This is a genomic window from Pseudoalteromonas sp. CNC9-20, from assembly GCF_022347875.1.
Lineage (GTDB): Bacteria > Pseudomonadota > Gammaproteobacteria > Enterobacterales > Alteromonadaceae > Pseudoalteromonas > Pseudoalteromonas ruthenica.
This window is the reverse complement of the sequence record NZ_JAKRFS010000009.1, coordinates 39613-59777: the sequence shown is the minus strand read 5'-3', so window position 1 is coordinate 59777 and position 20165 is coordinate 39613. Positions and strand designations below refer to the sequence as shown.

The 20165-nt window shown below is 48.1% G+C and carries 14 protein-coding genes and 1 pseudogene; 10 read left to right on the top strand and 5 right to left on the bottom strand.

The window, feature by feature from the left end; translation table 11 throughout:
• Positions 1 to 143: pseudogene (gene tuf, locus MHM89_RS18205) on the top strand (elongation factor Tu); the annotation flags it as partial.
• A 460-nt stretch (positions 144 to 603) separates the two neighbouring features.
• Positions 604 to 1215, top strand: a complete 612-nt coding sequence (locus MHM89_RS18200; RefSeq protein ID WP_138548875.1) for a 1-acyl-sn-glycerol-3-phosphate acyltransferase — start codon at positions 604 to 606, stop codon at positions 1213 to 1215.
• Here MHM89_RS18200 and MHM89_RS18195 read toward each other — a convergent pair.
• On the bottom strand, positions 1209 to 4172 hold the full coding sequence (locus MHM89_RS18195) for a DUF3857 domain-containing transglutaminase family protein (protein WP_239409408.1): 2964 nt from the start codon (positions 4170 to 4172) through the stop codon (positions 1209 to 1211). The genes MHM89_RS18200 and MHM89_RS18195 overlap by 7 nt on opposite strands.
• 127 nt (positions 4173 to 4299) lie before the next feature.
• On the opposite strand from MHM89_RS18195, the gene MHM89_RS18190 reads away from it, so the two are divergent.
• Positions 4300 to 7746 carry a PAS domain-containing hybrid sensor histidine kinase/response regulator gene (locus tag MHM89_RS18190; protein WP_239409407.1) on the top strand — a complete coding sequence of 1149 codons (3447 nt, stop codon included), beginning with the start codon at positions 4300 to 4302 and terminating at the stop codon, positions 7744 to 7746.
• Between the two features lie 193 nt (positions 7747 to 7939).
• On the opposite strand, the gene MHM89_RS18185 is transcribed toward MHM89_RS18190, so the two are convergent.
• Together MHM89_RS18185 and MHM89_RS18180 are read right to left on the bottom strand one after the other, a co-directional pair.
• Entirely contained in the window at positions 7940 to 8596 is a 657-nt protein-coding gene (locus MHM89_RS18185; RefSeq protein ID WP_138508894.1) for a response regulator transcription factor, read from the bottom strand.
• Between the two features lie 130 nt (positions 8597 to 8726).
• Positions 8727 to 11006: a TonB-dependent receptor gene (locus tag MHM89_RS18180; RefSeq protein WP_239409406.1), complete on the bottom strand. Its 2280-nt coding sequence runs from the start codon at positions 11004 to 11006 to the stop codon at positions 8727 to 8729.
• A 285-nt stretch (positions 11007 to 11291) separates the two neighbouring features.
• Here MHM89_RS18180 and MHM89_RS18175 point away from each other — a divergent pair, with 285 nt between their 5' ends.
• The 6 genes from MHM89_RS18175 (at position 11292) to MHM89_RS18150 (ending at position 16787) form a co-directional block, all read left to right on the top strand.
• Positions 11292 to 12596, top strand: a complete 1305-nt coding sequence (locus tag MHM89_RS18175) for an SLC13 family permease (RefSeq protein ID WP_045979788.1) — start codon at positions 11292 to 11294, stop codon at positions 12594 to 12596.
• 12 nt (positions 12597 to 12608) lie between these two features.
• The gene (locus MHM89_RS18170; RefSeq protein ID WP_239409405.1) at positions 12609 to 13787 is read left to right on the top strand and encodes a homoserine O-acetyltransferase; all 1179 of its coding nucleotides are present in this window, start codon (positions 12609 to 12611) and stop codon (positions 13785 to 13787) included.
• Positions 13788 to 13789: 2 nt separating this feature from the next.
• The gene (locus MHM89_RS18165) at positions 13790 to 14548 is read left to right on the top strand and encodes a 3-hydroxybutyrate dehydrogenase (protein ID WP_045979789.1); all 759 of its coding nucleotides are present in this window, start codon (positions 13790 to 13792) and stop codon (positions 14546 to 14548) included.
• A gap of 8 nt (positions 14549 to 14556) precedes the next feature.
• Positions 14557 to 15255 (top strand): CoA transferase subunit A, encoded by a 699-nt coding sequence (locus tag MHM89_RS18160; protein ID WP_022944325.1) that lies wholly within the window; start codon positions 14557 to 14559, stop codon positions 15253 to 15255.
• 4 nt (positions 15256 to 15259) lie between these two features.
• Entirely contained in the window at positions 15260 to 15919 is a 660-nt protein-coding gene (locus tag MHM89_RS18155) for a CoA transferase subunit B (protein ID WP_151173573.1), read from the top strand.
• A gap of 79 nt (positions 15920 to 15998) precedes the next feature.
• On the top strand, positions 15999 to 16787 hold the full coding sequence (locus tag MHM89_RS18150) for a TIGR00266 family protein (RefSeq protein ID WP_045979791.1): 789 nt from the start codon (positions 15999 to 16001) through the stop codon (positions 16785 to 16787).
• 13 nt (positions 16788 to 16800) lie between these two features.
• Here the strand turns inward: MHM89_RS18150 and MHM89_RS18145 are convergent, their stop codons facing one another.
• Positions 16801 to 17262, bottom strand: coding sequence for an EVE domain-containing protein (locus MHM89_RS18145; RefSeq protein ID WP_239409404.1), 462 nt, complete (start codon positions 17260 to 17262; stop codon positions 16801 to 16803).
• 84 nt (positions 17263 to 17346) lie between these two features.
• Between MHM89_RS18145 and tesB the strand changes: the two genes are divergently transcribed.
• Positions 17347 to 18204 (top strand): acyl-CoA thioesterase II, encoded by an 858-nt coding sequence (gene tesB / locus MHM89_RS18140; RefSeq protein ID WP_022944321.1) that lies wholly within the window; start codon positions 17347 to 17349, stop codon positions 18202 to 18204.
• A gap of 262 nt (positions 18205 to 18466) precedes the next feature.
• On the opposite strand, the gene MHM89_RS18135 is transcribed toward tesB, so the two are convergent.
• On the bottom strand, positions 18467 to 19876 hold the full coding sequence (locus tag MHM89_RS18135) for a S41 family peptidase (protein ID WP_239409403.1): 1410 nt from the start codon (positions 19874 to 19876) through the stop codon (positions 18467 to 18469).
• Positions 19877 to 20165 lie beyond the last annotated feature (289 nt).

Genomic DNA, 20165 nt, shown 5'->3' with positions numbered 1-20165 from the left:
TAGAAATGGTAATGCCAGGTGACAACATCAAGATGGTAGTAGAGCTAATCTGCCCAATCGCGATGGATGAAGGTCTACGCTTCGCAATCCGTGAAGGTGGCCGTACAGTTGGTGCTGGTGTTGTAGCATCAATCGTAGAGTAATAGCTACTCTCGAGAAAAAGGTCGCTTAGGCGGCCTTTTTTTATGCCTGAAATTCGGGTGTTGCTGTAGGTTAGGCTAAAGCCCAACCTACAGGTCCTGATGTTGTAGGCAAGGCTTTAGCCTTGCAACCGCCAAAGACGGTCACATTCCAGAGGCCAGAGCCTAGCCACAACCGTGGTCCTTACCTGCCTCTCTTACATGGTTAGGCTGAAGCCCAACCTACAGGAGTCGATGTGGTAGGCCAAAACTCAATCCACTGAAACAGGTGATGTAGGCAAGGCTTTAGCCTTGCAACCGCCAAAGACGGTCACATCCCAGAGACCGGGGCTTAGTACACGGTCAATAATTCCCCAAAATGGTTAGGCTAAAGCCTAACCTACAAGGGAGCATTAACAGAAAAGTTGACTAAACAGTCGTTGAGCATCAGTCTAAGATTATAACTAGGCTGTTATTCCTTGCTATGAATGAAATAAATATCCCCGCATGCATTCCTCGTACCCACAGTCGCTTTGGTCAATGGCTGGGCACCAAGGTGTTGAATTGGTTTGGTTGGCAGGTTGTTGGAGCGTTTCCAGAGCACAGTAAGTTTGTGGCGGCGGTTGCACCGCATACATCGAATTGGGATTTTATTATAGCGATTGCAGTGAAAATGCACTTGCAAGTGCGTATTCGCTTCTTGGGTAAGCACAGCATTTTTATTTGGCCGCTAAGCATACTGCTACATAAGTGGGGTGGGATAGCGGTTGATAGGCGGGCAGCCAATGGTGTTGTGGGGCAAGTGAAGGCGTTGTTTGATGAGACCGATGCATTGATTCTAGGGCTCGCCCCTGAGGGCACACGCAAGCACATGCCGAATTGGAAAACCGGTTTTATCCATATCGCTAACGCTGCGCAAGTCCCTGTGGTGCCAATGGCTTTGGACTACAGCAAGAAGCAGTTTGTTATAATGCCGGCTATTTATGTGAGTGATGATATTGAACAAACACTTGTGCAAGTACAGCAGCAGTTTTCAACGGCTATGGGCAAGTACCCGCAACAAGTGTCTGGTGCAGTCAGAAAGACGCGTTATTGAGCTAAAGGTTGTCGCCAACGGGTTTTTAGCGCCTGAACAAACTTATTGTCTCCTTTCTCCTCGCTAGAGAGTATTAACCGAAAGCTACTGCCATCAGCGCGCTCTATATCAATTGTGGTGTAGCCGTCATCTTGGTTAGCAAACTCGGTATGCACATTAACAATATCACCAAAGTCCGCACGTTCTACTTGCAGCTGCCCTTGATCACGGTAATAACTGAATACGCCTTGCTCGGTAATGCCATTGCCATCATCACGGATATTCCAAGCGGCATCTGAGTAGAAATAAAGCAGTTGCTCATTTTGATTGAGAACCCCATGACGCAGCATAAAGCGCTTATCGTGCTGCCATACTTTATCACCTGAAACCACCGCCACATTGGCGGTGAGACCAACATCTTGCGCCAGACCTAAGGTGAGTATGGGCAGCAGTACCACAGCAAGTAAAACTTGCCGCACCCGCCAGCGACTATAGTAAGGCAATGAATCGTTACGCTGATTTATGTGCGCCGTGTAATTTACCAAGGGTAACCACAGCAGCGGCCACACTAAATAGAACACCGTGCCGTAAAAATCTAACGATGTCGCGATATGCAGTACCACCACTAATATCGCAAAGAGTGCCGCCAGCCACTTTGGTGGGAGATATTGCTGCGTCCCCAGCTCTTTACCCTCTTGATAAAAACGTAAATACAGAGGGTAGTACCAAAGCCAAGCGAAGAACCCCCGGGCTATTGGCATCATCGCTTCATTATGCTGCTGCTTAATGTATTGCCAGTTTTTGTAACACCAGTAAAAAGGAAAGATATTAAAAGTGAGCAGCGAGTAAAGGCAAAATTTCACAGTCGAAACAGGGTAGTAACGTTGTTCGGAGAATGTCGGTCGCTTGCCTGCTTCAACGCGCCACAGGGTTACAAAGGCGGTGATAACAACTAAAGCAAGAATGCAATAGCCTATAACGGCGTAGCCGAGTAATAGGAAATTATCCTGCTCGGCTTCATTTACATGGCTGTAAGCTTGGCGGATACCATATTGGGTGGCATCGAGAAGTTGCTCTCGTGCGTCAAGGTAGGCCGGCATTTCTGCAACTGGCACATGGTCTGTTTTGCTGCGGAACTGATATGTAAGAGTCAGTGTATTTGAGCTAAAGCGCACTTGCGAAGCCAATGAAAAATAAGGGTTATCAATAGAGCTCTTACTATTATTAAAGTACCAGTCACGCTCATTTAACTTTACCTCTATGGTGTAATTAACGTTATAAGGGTGCTGCAGATAGAGCGGGCTGATACGGGTTTTAGTATCGGGTTGATAGATTGCATTTTGAATATCATCAGCGTAAAAGTAAGCTGTCTGGCCATTCTCCTCATCACTCCAAAAGTCGTCAATTTGATAAAATTCAGTGACTTCTATTGCTCCCTTTTGCGGGTGCTCGCGAACTTGCGGTAGCCGGGTGTGCTGGGTGCCAGCAAAGTAGTCTTGGTAGTAATTGGTATAGTTTTCTTGGAGTGTTTGCAATGCCGTGGTTGCCAGCTCTTGGCGTTTACTGATGGCATCGGCGTCGCTGAATATGCTTTGCACACTGAATAGTGCCAATGGTTCTTTGGCATTAGGAAGCTCATAGCGCTCGGTGATGTCTCGGTGAATACGCTCTACCGGTTTGTGCATGCTAGTGAGAGTATTTTGCGAGGGTTTGACGATTAACGCATAACCAAAGTCGGGCTCACTCAATGCTAACAGTGAGCCAGTTTGATAACTGGTGGTCGGGTCAAGCCAGTAGCGCTCATCATCGTGCTCCAGCGTAACCAAAACGTGGTTGAAGCGTGCCGATGAGGGGGATGTCTCGGCTAAGCCTTTATCTAATTGCGTGTTTACAAGCGCAGGGTGAGACTTCACTCCCAGTGCGCGCAGTATACTTATTAATAGTACGGTTTTGTCTTTGCAATCGCCATAGCGGTTTTGCAGAGTTTCTTGGGCAGGAGTTGGCAGGTGAGAGTTGCTGCCCATTTCCAAGCCTAAATAGCGAATTTCATCTTGTGTATACTTTAATGCTGCACCAATCTGCGCTGGCAAAGTAGGGTGCTGTTGGCGTATTTGTTCAGCAATGGCAGTGATATCATCGCCTGTGGAGAGCGCCTGCTGATACATTGGCAACGCCCAGTCTACGACCTCTTGCCAACGATTAAACTCGCTAAAAAATACCATATGATAAGGGTCGTGCCATAACGGTGTTTGCGAGTCATAGCGCTGCATGTCTGGAGAAGCGATATACAGATTATACTCTTTGCCGTTCGCCGTATCTGTTACGTTTATCTGGGCATCGCCATTGTTTTGTTGAATATGTAATGGTTGCGGTTTTTGCCAATCGATACGGATATATTGCTCGGCGACCGGCACACTCCAGTCTAATTGCGCTGAATAGCTAAAGCGGCCTTGGTAGATAGGATTACGACCAATGCGCGTGAAAGCATAATCCAAAGAGTCACCTGGGCGCACATCATCAACAATAATATTCAGTGTTTGCGTACCATCATAAATTAGTTGCTCCGCTTCAGTTTCTCGCTGCAACACTTTTAATTGAGCTGTAGGGATTTTATCTATTACTTGCCCATCGCGTATCACTCGAAGGTGGTTGAGCTCAATGCGCTGGTAGCTGGGATCATAATCTAAGTTCAGCTGGGAGATGTTCTCGACACCGCTTTGGTTGGTGGCGTGCATAACATAGCGGATGTAGTGGCTGACGGCATTGGGGTTATCGCCTGGGACCTGAATCTGATCTTCCAACAGGCGATAGTAAGTACCATCAGAGAGTTGTTCTGTGGGAATTGTTTCTGCAACCAAAGGGGGCAGTTTAGCTGGGGCAACCCAATCAGCTGCAGGCGTTATCTGATAGTTGGCTAAGGCCGTACTAGGGGTAAGAGTGCAGGCTAGTAGCCAGCATAAAAGCAGTATTCTTATCATTATAATTTCTCAGTTGCATACATCCATGATGCTAGGTGGGTAGCCTGCAGGGGTAGCACTAAAGTCAGTGATGTTTTTATAAGCAGATATCGTTATGCTATCAGAAAATAATAAAAAATGATCTCTGATGTTTTCGATTGGTGTTATTAGCCTGATTGCTTTGGCTTACCTAGGCGTGCTTTTTGCCGTTGCTTGGTATGCCGATAAGCACACAAAGAATCACTCGAGTGGTTGGATTTATGGCCTTTCGTTGGGGGTGTATTGTACCTCTTGGGCTTTTTATGGCACCACTGCTCAGGCCGCTAACAATGGTTGGTGGTTAGCACCAACCTACGCCGGTACCATTTTGTTGTTCACCTTTGGTTGGGCCATCTACCGCCGTATTGCTCATGTTTGTCGGCAGCAACAGCTGACTTCCTTGGCCGATTTTCTTGCCACCCGTTATGGTCAGTCGTCGCAGCTCTCCGGGTTAGTGTCATTGATCTCGGTAATAGCCATCGTGCCTTATATTGCGCTGCAACTTAACGCAACCAGTGCCAGTATCGCTATGCTCACCGATAGGCCGGTACAAGGCGGCTATTTTTGGCAAGATAGCACCTTCTTTATTACCGCCTTGTTGGCGCTTTTTGCCATCTTATTCGGTGCTCGCCGGGTACGCCCCAGTGAGCATAACCCCGGGTTGATGGCCTCTATTGCTTTTGAGTCGGTGGTTAAACTGTTGGCTTTTTTAGGGGTGGGGCTGTTTATTTGTTTTGAGATTTTCGATTCACCACATGCCCTGTATTCGGCCGCTCAGCAGCAAAACATTTCAGCCCAGGTTGCGGCGACAGCAAGCCCTACCTACGTATATTGGGTACATGTAGGTCTGGGTTTTTTAGCAACCCTGTGCTTACCTCGTCAGTTTCATACCGCCTTTATTGAGCACGACAACGAACATCAACTCGTTACCGCTCGCTGGTTATTTCCGATTTATTTGTTGTTGATTAATCTGTTTATTCTGCCCATCGCCTACGCTGGCTTAGTTTATTTTCAAGACCAGAGTGTGGGCTATGACACCTTTGTGTTAGCACTGCCTATTGCAGTGCAGTCGCCAAGTTTCTCATTGCTGGCCTTTCTAGGTGGGTTTTCTGCTGCGACCAGTATGGTGATTGTCTCTACCATTGTTTTGTCGATTATGATCACCAATGACTTCATCAACCAATTCTTATTACGGCGCTCACAACTAAGTTCATCTCATCGCGGTCTCTCGAAGTTTAAGCTACTGCAAGCACGGCGGGCCGTGATTGTTGCGGTGTTATTACTAAGCTACGCCAGTCACCGAGTATTGGCGGAGGGCAATACTCTAGCCAATATGGGCCTGATGTCATTCACGCTCGTTGCGCAGTTTGCGCCAGCGATGATTATCGGTCTGTGGTGGTCTAAAGCGTCATGTCGTGGAGCGCAGTGGGGGATTATCGCGGGTTTTGCAATTTGGTTTTACACCTTGCTGTTACCCAATTTGTACGCCGCATTGTTTGGCGAGGCGTTGTGGCTATCAACTGGGCCCTGGGGCATAGAGTGGTTGGCTCCGCGAGATTTATTTGCATTGGGGCTCGATGAGCTTAGCCAGGCGGTATTGTTATCTCTAGGAGTGAATACGCTGGTATACATTAGTGTGCCTTTACTGAGTTCAGCGCAGCTTGCCGAGCGTTTACAAAGTAATAAATTTATCATCACAGCAAGCCCACAGCGTAGCGGGCATATTGCCCTAAGTTATCAAGACTTGGCGCTACTGTTGCAGCGCTTTAGTGAGCCAGAACGAGCTAAAGCACTGGTGAGTCATTATTTTCCTGCAAGCTCCGGTCGCTGGAAAGAACAAGCCCCAGAACATATTGAGCAACGAGTTGAACGCGAAATGTCGGCGTTAGTTGGAGGCGCATCAGCACGGCTTATACTCGATGTGGCCAAGGATGAGAAACGTCAGCCTTTTGAGCAAGTCGCCGATTTCGTTGACGAAGCCTCCCAAGTACTGCGATTTAACCGTGATTTACTGCAAGCGACTATCGAAAACATCGAGCAGGGGATCAGTGTGGTTGATAGTGACCTTAAGTTGGTTGCATGGAACCAAGGTTATCAAAGTATGTTTTCGTATCCTGACGACTCACTGGTCGTTGGTCGCCCGGTTGCCGAGTTGATCCGTTTTAATGCCGAGCGTGGACTATTCGCCTATCAAGATATTGATACTGAGGTTGAGAAGCGCATAGCCCACTTGCGTCGCGGCAGCGCCTACAAGTATCGACGTCAGCACAATGATGGACGGGTATTTGAAATGCAGGGTAATCCATTACCCGGTGGCGGCTTTGTGACCACGTACACCGATATTACCGATTTTATAAACCAGCAGCGTGAGCTTGAGCAAGCCAACTTAAATCTAGAAGAAAAAATTGCAGCGCGCACCCAGCAACTGGTGGCGACTAATCATGCCCTAGCAGAGGCAAAACGCGAGGCCGAGCAAGCCACCGAGAGCAAAACGCGTTTCTTTGCTGCCGCCAGCCATGACTTGCTGCAACCGTTCAATGCCGCAAGTTTGTTCTGCTCGTTGATGAGTGAAAAAGCCAGCAATACAGAGCTGAGCGAGCTAGCCAATAATATACGCAGCTCATTGGCAAGTGCGGAAGACCTGTTATCAAGCATATTGCAGCTAACCAAGCTAGAGTCCGGCTCTTTTAAGGTTAATAGTAGTGATTTCTCTCTTTCGAGCTTGCTGCAACCTTTGGCCAATGAATACGGTGCTCTAGCCCGAGACAAAGGGCTCGCCTTTCAAGTGCAAGGCGCTGAAGTAATGCTCAAGACTGATAAAGCCTTGCTTAAACGGGTATTGGGTAATTTGCTTAGCAATGCCATTCGTTACACTGAGCAGGGTGAAATACGGTTACTGTGCGAAAGTCATCAAGGCCAGCTATCGATTATGGTGGAAGATACTGGCTCCGGTATTGCTCAGCAAGATCAAGAACTTATTTTTGAGGAATTTAAACAACTGCAAGGCAAAGAGCAGGCGCAGGGGTTAGGCTTGGGCCTTGCTATTAGTAAGCGCATTTGCTCGGTATTAGCCATTAACCTCACACTCGGCTCGCAACTTGGTAAGGGCACGCAATTTACTCTTACCTTACCTTGTTTTGAGCTGACTGGCTTAGAGACCTCCTCCCCGGTGGAGACGCGGCATGTCGATAACCAGCTTGAAGGGCTGCGTATTTGGCTATTAGATAATGATGACAATGTACTCAGTGCGCTCTCGCAAGTGCTAGAGAACTGGGGCTGCAAAGTACAAGTGGCGCGTAATCAAGCGCAGCTGCGTGATGTGCAAGCTCATAGCGAAGCCGATATTTTAATTGCTGACTATCAACTTGACGATGGTGTCACCGGCTTAGAGGTGATCAGTGCGCTGAATTTAACGACTATGGCTATTGTGATTAACACCGCTAATCACGATGAGAATATTCGTGAGCAAGTGAGCGACTGCGGTTATCCACTGCTTTACAAACCACTGAAAACGCCCGCGCTTAAACGGATGCTGAAACGCTTAAAGCCGAAATAGCTCTGCTTGAACAATAACGTACCTTCAAAGGGAGTTAAGGTTGTATTGGAAAAGGGGGCCTAATGGATTTTGATATGGCTATAGAGGATAATTTCGCGTCATTTGTTCATGCTTTATTAGCTCGCATTTAGGTTATGACTAAAGAAACTGTGCGTCAGCTTAAAGAGTATGGAAGCTGACGATTACACTATGATTAGTTCTCCATATTATCTGCCACTGTGGCCATTTGCTTAAATAAGATACCCGCTTGAGTGCGATTGTACACGTTAAGCTTTTTTAGGATTGCTGAGACATGTTGCTTGATGGTGGTTTCTTGAATCGACATCGCATAGGCGATTTGTTTATTCAGCATGCCATCGGCAATCATACTCAATACTCGATACTGTTGCGGGGTTAGCTTCTCTAAGTTACGAGCAAACTGGGCCTGTTCGGTATTACTGTCGGTGCAAATGTCGGCTTGTGGTGGCAGCCAGTTTTCACCCTCAATTACTTGGGCAATAGCTTCACTGATCACATCCAAAGACGATGACTTGGGAATATAAGCACTGGCACCAATTGCCATGGCTTGTTCAATAATCTGTGCTTGCTCGTTGGCAGAAACCATAATCACCAAAATATCTGGGTATTGATTACGCAGCCGGGCAAGACCCTCCAGCCCCTGGGCTCCGGGAATCGTTAAATCCAGAAACACCAATTCTATTTCTGGGTGCTCTGCTAAAGCGCGAAACAGTGCATCAAGGTCGCTGGCCTCTAAAATGGGCTCATCAGCCATGGCTTGCGCTGCGGCTTGCTTTAAGGCGCTGCGAAATAACGGGTGGTCATCGGCAATAATTGCTTGCACACTGGACATCCTATATAAACTCCGTGTTCCTCGTTATAGGGGATTTTTCCTTCCGCAGCAAGAGCATACGGTGAGTGACTAAGAATAAAAAGGTGGCCACATGACCGGGGGAAGGCCGGCCACCTGTACTAGCTGAACATTAGAAGCGATAGCCAACGGTTAACGATACAGTGCGAGGATCACCATAGTAACCGATCAGTGTATTATCACCGCCTAAGCCTGGCGTGTATTTGCTCACATCACTGGGGTCAGTGGGATCAGGCGTAACAAATTGATAGCCGCCAATCATGTACTCTTCGTCAGTTAAGTTCTTAGCATGCAGACCCACTCGCCACTGGCCGTCTGGGCTATACCAATTAACGCTTAGGTTGAGCAAGCCATAGCTGTCTTGGCTTAGCAGGCTGTCCTCTTCGAATAGCACGTAATCACCACGATGGTAGTAGTTACCGTTAATGACCCAGTCGCCATGTTCGCTGTAAAGGCGGTAAGTCGCGCCCAAATTAAAGGTTAAGTCTGGGGTGTTAGAAATACTAAAGCGGTCTGACTTATCAAACACTTCACCGGTCTCTGGATTCGTGTCGAGTACTTCTTCAAAGTCAGCATCAATATAGCCCAGTGAGGCATCAAAACTCAGTGCATCGGTGGCTACATAGTTAAGCTCGAGCTCCACACCGTTTGCAGACGATTTACCAATATTTCCTAAGCGCTGATTTAAATCGGCAGAGGTGTCTCCTGGGAGTACCGAAATGTATTGGCGATCTTCATGGTCTAAGGTGAATAAGGTGACATTGGCACGCAGGTTATTGTTCCATTCGCTTTTCATACCGAGCTCAAAGGAGTCAACAATCTCCGGGTTGGCGGCAGGCTCGGCGGTGCTGGCTCGCGGGTTAAAGGTGCCCGATTTAAAGCCCTGCGCATAGCTGGCAAAGAACATAATATCGTTATTGTATTGATACTCTACGCCTACCCGAGGAGTAAACCGTGACCAATCTTTGTCATCATCGAGCACTGTCGGCACCAGCTGCCCTTCTGGGCGCACATAGCCTGGGATCCAGCCAGACTCAGGGTACACAGTGTCGAACACCAGGCCGTTGTTAACAATGGCTTCTTTGCTGTCGCGGGTGTAGCGCGCTCCGAGGGTCATCGACCACTGCTCACTTAAATCCACACTGCCTTGAATATAAGCCGCTTTGCTGGTGGAGTTGTTGCAACCACTCACCTCACGAGTGAGCCCCGGTGCTCCTAAGCTTTGTCCAAGTACCTCCAAAATGGCCTGGAATTGCCCGCAAGACTCACCATCGAAGTAATAGAGACCGGAAACAAGCTTGTAATTGTCGCCTTCGTGATTGAGCTGCAATTCATGGGTAGTTTGCTCGTCATCATAGATGGCCGGCACGTCAAAAATGCGCACTGAGGTATTATCAAAGTCGATATTGGTCGGCGAGTAGCTATCGCGCTGCGCGCCAATATACTTTAATGAAGTGCTGTTATTGAGATACCAGCGCGCGGTAAGGCTGTAACCTTCTAACTCAACCTTATTCCATGTTGGTAAGCTGGTGTAAGAATCATAAACGCTATCTGGCACGGGAGCATCGGTGAGCAGGCTGGGCAGTAAGCGGTAGCCCCCTTTGGAGTTCGACTCATCGTCGGTTTTATCCCAAGCGAGGCGGAAGAACAAATCGTCGCTAGGGCGATACTCTAAGGTCACCCGAGCTGCAGTTAGGTCTTTGTTGTAGTTCTCACGGTCTTGGTCGGGCTGCGCTGAGGTTAAGAACTCCCCGAAACCATCGCGGTTTAAGGTGGCAAAGCCATAGCCGAGATAAAGCGTGTCATCCACTAAAGGCAGTTGCCCGGTGATCTTCAAATCACGCTGATTATAGCTGCCTACCGTACCTTCAACATCAAAGGTCATATCGCCAGTCATTTCTTTGGTAACGTATTTTATCGCTCCGCCTATGGTATTTTTACCGTAAAGTGTGCCTTGGGGGCCGCGTAACACCTCAATTTGTTGTACATCAAGGAGATCTAAAACGGCGCCTTGTGGGCGGGCCACGTATACATCATCGATATAAATACCGACCCCAGGCTCATAACCCCATAGCGGGTCTTGCTGGCCGACGCCACGAATAAATGCGGTAATCGTTGAGTTAGTGCCGCGACTCGCTTGTAAGGTGGTATTGGGTGAGAATTGTTGCACTTCTGTCATTACCGAAATGCCGTTTTCTAATAACTCGGTCTCACCGATGGAGGTAACCGCCACCGGCACCTCTTGTAAGTTTTCCACCGATTTACGCGCAGTCACCTCAATCCGTTCCAACTCCGCTTTTTCGCCACCACCGCCAGCCAGTGCTGCGGTGCTCGTGAGTGCGGTACTAATGGCTAAGGCGATGCTTGAATGCCTTAAAGTTAGTGTGTTCATCCTGTGTCCCCTGTTGTTGTCGTTATGGGTGGCTGTGCTCACCCTATGGGTTGTTGGCAAAATGTCAATTAACTGTGAATGTAGGGGAAAAACATCTCCTTGGGGTTAGTACCTTAGTACTAATGCGCTTCTAGCCCTTATAGAACAAGGCCTGGCGTCTTTCTATAACCTTAGTACTATGTATTTTATGGCACACTCTAGCCAGACTGGGACTAGCTTTGTTAACACATCTAGGTGCTATGCTGGATGCAGTTAATAGAAAAATAATAACGAAGGAGCGCATTTATGCTCAGTATGGTTGGCCTAATCGGTGGCTTAGTTTTACTTATAATTCTGACTTTGCGTGGCATGAACTTGTTTATCGCCGCGCCTTTGTGTGCGCTGCTTGTTGCTCTAAGTGGCAATATGGCGTTGTTTCCAAGCAGTGGTGTTGAGCTGGATTTTGTCAGCACCTACATGGGTGGCTTCGCAGGGTTTTTAAGCGCCTGGTTTTTCATGTTCTTACTGGGCTCGTTATTCGGTAAGTTTATGGAAGACAGCGGTGCCGCCGACAGCGTTGCCCGTGCCATAGTGAATAAACTGGGTATGAAGCACGCGGTCTTGGCCGTGGTTATAGCCTGTGCGGTGTTAACCTATGGTGGCGTCAGTGTATTTATCGTCGCCTTTTCGGTTTATCCAATGGCCCTTAGCTTGTTTAAGGATGCCGACTTACCACGACGCTTTATTCCCGCTACGCTCGCGTTTGGCTCGGTGACCTTTACCATGACCTCGGCGGGTTCACCAGAGATCCAAAACTGGATCCCCATTAAGTACCTCGGCACCTCACCCTACGCCGCTTGGGAAGTCAGTTTAGTGATTGCCGTGTTTATGGCCATTACTGGCTACTGGTGGCTGAAACGGATGATCACCAAAGCGGTAAATAATGGCGAGCGCTTTGAAAGTCGTGATGATGACCCGGAAATACCAGAGCGTGACTATCCGCACCCCATTACCGGTGTTATTCCCTTGCTAGTGGTGCTCGCGCTGTCTTTCAGCTTGCACGATGTCCTACAGCAAAGTGCTTTGATAGTGGCATTACTCGGCGGTGTACTCGCACTGCTGATTATCAACTTTAAACACTTTCACAATCTCAGCGGTGCTATCAACTTAGGCACGACCGGCGCGCTGGTGGCTATCGGTAATACCAGTGCTGTGGTTGGTTTTGGTGCGGTGGCGAAAAACACCGAGGCCTTCCAATTGGCGGTCGAAGTTATGACTAATATGCCAGGTAATGAGTTACTAGGTGCAGCTGTGGCAGTGAGCGTGATTGCTGGGCTGACCGGTTCCGCCTCCGGTGGGCAGGCCATCGCCTTACCTTTAGTCGCGCCTCATTACCTTGATGCTGGCGTCAATCCTGAACAATTACACCGTGTCGTGGCAATCAGTTCAGGGGCGCTCGATACCCTGCCGCATAATGGCTATGTGGTCACCACCATCCGCGCAATTTGTAAAGAAACCCATCAACGCGCGTACTGGTCAATGGCGGCACTGACAGCGGTGATCCCATTAATTGGCGTGGCGCTAGCGCTGGCCTTATTTATCTTGTTTTAAGGAGTGAACACCATGTCTATGCTAAAAGTCATTGGCGTTGTTTTAATTATTGCTAGTCATTGGGCGAGTGCGCAAAGCGACCCTATGCTAGTGGAAAAGCAACGCTTTGCCTTTACAAACTACACCACTGAATCGGGCGAGACCCTGCCCGAGGTGCAGGTCGGTTGGGAAAGCTACGGCACCCTTAACGAAGCCAAAGACAACGTTATTCTCATCACCCACTTTTTCTCGGGGACGTCTCATGCTGCGGGTAAATACAGTGTTGATGATGCCCAGCCCGGGTATTGGGATGCGATTATCGGCCCAGGGAAGGCCATTGATACCAACAAATATTATGTGATCAGCTCTGACACCTTGGTAAACGCCAATTGGCATAACGAACAGGTGATCACCACCGGTCCGGCGTCTATCAACCCTAAAACCGGAAAGCCCTATGGTTTAGACTTCCCGGTGGTAACCATTGGCGATTTTGTGGAAGTACAAAAGCGCCTGCTGGATAGCTTGGGGATCGACAAATTACACGCCGTTATAGGTGCATCAATGGGCTCATTTCAAGCCTTAGAGTGGTCGGTGCGCTACCCCGATATGGTCGAGCGGTTGGTGCATGTCATTGGCGCTGCGAAAATGGATGCTTGGACGGTCCCTGCATTAGAGAAGTGGGCATTGCCTATTCGTCTTGACGCCAATTGGAACAACGGCAATTACTACGACGGAGAACGCCCACTGGCTGGGGTGACGGCCACCATGTTGAATATCACCCAAGATGCCATGCATCCAAAAATTTACCAAGCGAGCTTCCCTAATTTTACAGTGCAGGATGAAGGTGCCAAGCAAGATATTCGTACTTTACCGGCCATTAGCCAAACCTTACATCAACGTGCCGCTGCCCGCGCTCAGACCCAAGATGCAAACCATATTTTGTACTTAGTTCGCGCCTCTCAGCTCTACAGTGCCGGTATGCAAGAAGACTTAAGCGCCGCTGCACAGAAAATCAAAGCAGATATCTTATTGATGCCGGCGAGCAATGACTTACTGCTGCGCCCAGGCCCAGTACGGGCGTTTGCGCAGCTGCTAAAAGCACAAGGGAAAAACGTAAAAATAGAAGAAATAGACGGTATTTGGGGGCACCTTGACGGTATTTTCTCGATTCAAACAAAAGCACCTGTCATTGCCGAGTTTTTAGCGGAGTAACCATGAATAAGCGAATTTTAATTACCGGCGCGGCCAGTGGCATTGGTCGCTACGTAGCCGAACACCTCGGCAACCAAGGGCATGAAATATTACTTACCGACTTGGACGGTGAACGCGCAAAGACTGAGGCTAATCGACTCAAAGAGCAGGGCATTCGAGCCCAAGGACTTGCTTTAAATGTTGCAGACTTGCCAGCGTTAGAGCACTTTATCGCCAGTCAGCCAACAATTGATGTGCTAATTAATAATGCGGGCATTCAGCATGTGGAGCGCTTAGAGGATTACCCTTTAGATAAATGGCAGCTCCTGCAAGATGTGTTGCTTAATGGCCCAGCGATGCTCACCAAAGCGGTGTTGCCGGCAATGCGCGAACAAAATTTTGGCCGCATCATTAATATTGGCTCTATTCACGCTCAAGTGGCGTCCAAGTATAAGTCGGCGTATGTCGCTGCCAAGCATGGTTTGATTGGCCTCGGCAAAGTGTTGGCGTTGGAAACAGGAGATGTGGATATTACCGTAAACACCATTTGTCCTGCCTATGTGAAAACACCGCTGGTGGAGGCGCAAATCGCTAGCCAAGCTAAGCAGCATGGCATTTCCGAGCAGCAAGTGATCGATACCATTATGCTCGCGCCGATGCCGAAAAAGGCCTTTATTGGTTTAGATGAAATAGCTCATACCGTTGATTTTTTAATGGCCGACGCGGCGCGCAATATCACCGCTCAAGCCATCGCCCTTGATGGCGGTTGGACCGCGCAATAGGAGAGCACATGGCAGGTTTTAATAAAGTTGTAAGCAGCTACCAAGAAGCAATGGCAGGGTTAGAAAATGACATGACCGTGATTGCTGGTGGTTTTGGTTTATGTGGAATTCCCGAGGGCCTGATAAAAGCAATTAAAGAAAGAGGCACAACTGGACTCACTGTGGTTTCCAATAACTGTGGCATCGATGGTTTTGGCTTGGGTATTTTGCTAGAAGACCGACAAATTAAAAAAATGGTGGCCTCCTATGTAGGGGAGAATGCACTGTTCGAGCAGCAATTGCTCAGCGGTGAATTGGCTGTGGAATTAACGCCGCAGGGCACCCTAGCGGAGAAGATGCGCGCCGGTGGCGCCGGCATTCCCGCCTTTTTCACCGCTACAGGGGTGGGCACTGTAGTGGCCGAAGGGAAAGAGATTAAGCAATTTAATGGCCGTGACTATGTGCTTGAACCGAGTATTGTCGGTGATTTTGCCATTGTTAAAGCGTGGAAGGCAGACCGCTATGGCAATTGTGTGTACCGCCATACGGCGATGAACTTCAACCCTATGGCGGCAACGGCAGGTAAAATCACCGTGGTTGAAGCGGAAGAAATTGTTGAGCCGGGTGAGCTGCAGCCCAGTGAGATTCACACTCCAGGTATTTATGTGCAGCGGGTGATCAAAGGGCAATTTGAAAAGCGCATTGAAAAACGCACGGTAAGAGGATAACAGCATGGCATTAACGCGAGAACAAATGGCGCAGCGTGTGGCTCAGGAATTACGCGATGGCTACTATGTAAACTTAGGCATAGGTATTCCTACCTTGGTTGCCAACTATGTGCCACAAGGCATTGATGTGATGCTGCAATCGGAAAATGGCTTACTGGGAATGGGTGAGTACCCAACAGAAGAGACGGTCGATGCCGATATGATAAACGCGGGTAAAGAAACGGTGACTGCGCGCACCGGCGCGGCTATTTTTAATTCCGCTGAAAGTTTTGCCATGATCCGAGGTGGCCATGTCGATTTAACCGTGCTCGGAGCCTTTGAAGTGGACCAAAATGGCAATATTGCTAGCTGGATGATCCCCAAGAAGTTGGTTAAGGGCATGGGGGGTGCCATGGACTTAGTTGCCGGTGCTAAAAACATTATTTGTACTATGACCCATGCCAGCAAGCATGGTGAATCGAAATTGCTAAAGCAATGCGCGCTTCCCCTGACCGGTGTAGGTTGTATAAACAAGGTGATCACCGATTTAGCGTTACTAGAAATAAAAGATGGAGCTTTTCATCTGCTAGAGCGCGCACCGGGTGTGAGCGTGGAAGAAATCAAAGCCAAAACTCAAGGTCAGTTAGTCTGTCCCGATGAAGTGCCAGAGATGACCTTGGCGTAAAACTTACTTACATTTTCATGGCTGCATAAGGCGGTATTTTGCGGCATGCTAAAGCAGTTAATGCAAAGGAGAAAGTGCAATGCAATGTCATGAAATTGATTACGAAATTATCGGCGAATCGATGCAAATGGTGGAGGTCGAACTGGATCCCAGTGAAACAGTTATCGCCGAAGCGGGCGCCATGAACTACCTCGAAGAAGGGATCAGCTACGAGGCGAAAATGGGCGATGGCTCGCAGGTAAACCAGGGCTTTATGAGTAAGCTGTTCAGTGCGGGTAAGCGCATGATCAGTGGTGAGTCCTTGTTTATGACCCATTTTACCAACCAAGGAGAGGGCAAAAAACGTGTGGCTTTCGCGGCGCCTTTCCCTGGCTCGATTATCCCTTTAAATATGGCCGAATTAGGCGAGCAAGTGTACTTGCAAAAGGATTCATTCCTGTGTGCGGCGATGGGCACCGAGGTGAATATCGCCTTTCAGCGCCGCCTAGGAGCGGGCTTTTTTGGTGGTGAAGGGTTTATCTTACAGCACCTCAAAGGTGATGGTATGGCCTTTGCCCATGCCGGGGGTACGGTAGTTGAGAAGCGTCTAAATGGCGAAACCCTGCGCTTAGACACCGGTTGTGTAGTCGGCTTTAGCGGCGATATCGACTTTGATATTGAGCGCGTGAAAGGACTTAGGTCAATGTTCTTCGGCGGCGAGGGGCTATTTTTAGCCACGTTGCGAGGCCATGGCACGGTGTGGGTGCAAAGCTTACCATTCTCCCGACTTGCCGACCGCGTGCTAGAGCATGCCCCGAGAGCGGGCGGTTCGCGCCAAGGTGAAGGCTCTATCTTAGGTGGCCTTGGCGATCTTATTGACGGTGACTAAGGGCTCAGCTGGATTACGGTTTGGCAATGCCGCATAGGTATTGCCATTCTTGTTCGCTCACCGGCATGACCGATAAACGCCCTGACTTTTTTAAAGCCAGCTCTGCGATGGCGGGGTCTGCCTTAATTGCTTTTAAGGTTATCGGCTGCTGAAAGCTTTGCCGGTATTGCACATCGACACTAAACCAGCGTGGTGACTCTGATGTGGCCTTAGGGTCATAATAATCACTACTGGCATCGAACTGCGTGGGGTCTGCATAGGGACCTCGTGTCACTTCACCGATGCCGACAATCGCGGGCACCTTGCAACTAGAGTGATAGATAAAGACCTTATCACCCACTTGCATGCCATCGCGGATAAAATTACGGGCTTGGTAATTGCGTACCCCGTCCCATACCGTAGTGCCGTTTTCGGCGGCTTGTAAGTCTGCCAACGAAAACGCGTCGGGCTCCGTTTTTAATAACCAGTAAGCCATGCTCTATCCTGTGCTGAACTAGGTAATCAGGTTCATTGTATAGTATTATCATTGTATTAGCTGCAATGTGGTAATGAGGACGCAATGAGCCAAGCATTAGATAAATTACTTTCCTTACTCAAGTTAGAAGAAATCGAACTCGGTCTTTATCGTGGTGCCAGCCAAGACCTTGGCTTTAAAGCGGTATTTGGTGGCCAAGTAATGGGCCAAGCGCTGTCGGCTGCGAAGGAAACTTTGCCAGAGGGGCGCGTTGTTCACTCATTGCACTCGTACTTCCTGCGCCCTGGCGATGCCTCTCGCCCTATTGTTTACGATGTCGAAAATATTCGCGATGGTCGAAGTCTAAGTACGCGCCGCGTCAGCGCTATTCAGTATGGTAAGCCCATTTTCTACATGACGGCGTCATTCTCTGGTGAATCTCAAGGGCTTGAACACCAAAGCGCCATGCCGGATGTGCCAGCACCTGAGGGGCTGCGCCCAGCACTTGAATTTTATCAGGAGCACGCTCATCAGATCCCTGAGCCAATCCGCAATAAATTTATCAGTGAAAAGCCTATTGAAATGCGCCCGGTGAACTTCCAAAACCCCTTTAAGCCAGAAGTTTCTGAGCCAGTGAAGCACATTTGGTTTAAAGCCAATGGCGAGATGCCAGATGACCAGCGTATTCACAATTACCTGCTAGCCTACGCTTCTGACTTCGAGTTTCTACCTACGGCGCTCCAGCCCCATGGTAAATCATTTATGCACCCGAGCATGCAAGTGGCGACCATCGATCACGCCATGTGGTTCCACCGCCCATTTCGTATGGACGAGTGGATGCTGTATAGCGTCGACAGCCCCAGTGCCAGCGGCGGACGCGGCCTTGTGCGTGGGCAGTTCTTTAATCGTGCCGGCGAACTCGTAGCCTCGACCATTCAAGAAGGGGTGATGCGCGAGCGCTAGGCATCAAACTGCTGCGCTCATCAGCACGGCGTTATAAATCGCTTCAAAGCCCACGGCGCGCCTGTAGGTCAGGTTTCAACCTGACAATGATTGTTGGGCCGTCGACATTGATGGCCTCTTGTCGGAGGCACTCGTTGTAGATCAGGCTTTAGCCTGACAATCTATTCGAACAGGTTACCCATAGGTCGGCCTTCGCGCCAAGGACGGCGGTACTCGGGTAACGCAGGAGCAGTTACCTGGGCGCGAATCAAAACGGGAAAGATCACATCTCTTCTAACATGCCACGCGTGTAAGAAACCCATTGGTAAGCGGGAATACTTGAATCAAGATAGAAATCAGGTTGAATGCCTTCACCATCAATTGTCATTTCTGGAATTCGCAGGCTTTTACTAAGGCTGTAGTGCAGCGTTAGATTCTTACTTGGGGAATCGACTTGGTGCATATTAGAGATATCCAAAACACCACGCGTTGGAGCGCCTAATAGCTTCACTTTATAGCTTTGTTTTGCGGCAAGTAAAAACTGCTCTGCTGTGCTGCCATTACGCTCATCGATTAAAATACCCACCTTCTTTGGTAAAGGATTAACGTTTTCTAATTTCTTTACGCTAACTGATTGTGCATCCAAATTAACAAATTGACCTAAGCGTTGTTGCAGCGTCTTGTAACCCTCTTTGGCCCATTTTTTATCGTCGTCACTGAAATTCTCATCGTCGATAAACTTTAGCATTCTTGAATTATTCAGCGGTGTTGATAAGAACTCAACTCCTACATTGCGTATAGGGTTGGTGTAGATGATAGGCAATATTTCTTCATAACTGATATCACTACCACCGCCGTTGCCGCGTATATCTATGATAAGATTTTCGGTACTTAGAATGGTTTCTAGGTTGTCTCGAATGACGGTATCAATATGTTTTTTCTCGGTATATGAGAATGATGGAATTCTAAGTAAGGCTGTTTCCTTACTTAATTGTTGAACCGATGGTGTTTTAGACTCCATAAGTTGAACATATTGAAGAACTTCAGCTTTGCTCTCTTCTTTGGGGTTCTGTCTTGATAAGGTTAGCCAATTATTTCCTAAGCTAAGGTGGTTTTGATCTATAAAGTCTACTGAATCTACATGGCGTATAGAATGGTCAGCCATATAATAGGTGGCTTTATAAGTACCATCATTCTCCTCATTGAGGATGAGTTTCAGTTGGCCAGGTTGCCACTTTGAATTTGTCGACTCAATCACATAGCCATTATAATTACTGCCTTCTTTTTTTAGTCCAACTGTATAGCTCGGCAAGCGCCATATGCCTTCTATATCGTCTTTGGTTTTATTATTTAAATGCTGTTGGAACTCTGTTTTATTAAAGTTGTGCACAGAAGCGTTATTCTCTTTTTTTACATTGAGGCTGAGTCCTATATGGCCTTCACGAAAGAATAACAACCATTGTTGAAGCTTTTGGTGGCAGTCACTTATGTCGTCAGCATTTTTTATAGCCTTAAGAGATGCTTTATTATGTTCGAGGTAGTTTTTTTCGCCTTTTTGAGATAGCGCATACTGAAAGCCCGCATCATTGTTCTCAAAAGTTTTCTTTAGCCAATTAAATTCCTGTTCACAGCTATAGTCACTGGCGGTAGATATCAATGGAAAAAATAACAGTAAAAATGCTAACTTTTTCATAGGTGGCGAAGTCCTTTCATATATAAGTAGGGGGTATATCAGTACTATACCCTAATAAATACTCAACCTAGAGCTATCTTTTATATCTTATTTGCGTTGGTAGCAGGGCTATTTCCCGGCGGATTAAGTGCTATATGTACAATCAGCAGCTTTAGGGCGTTATTTTTATGCGGGAGTTTAGATTATTATAGGTGAAGCTCTACGCCGGCGCCTTTTGATACTACGATGTCTATGATTGCAGTTATTCTTTATAGGGAAGGGCACGTCCACATAGGGTGTGATTAGTTGT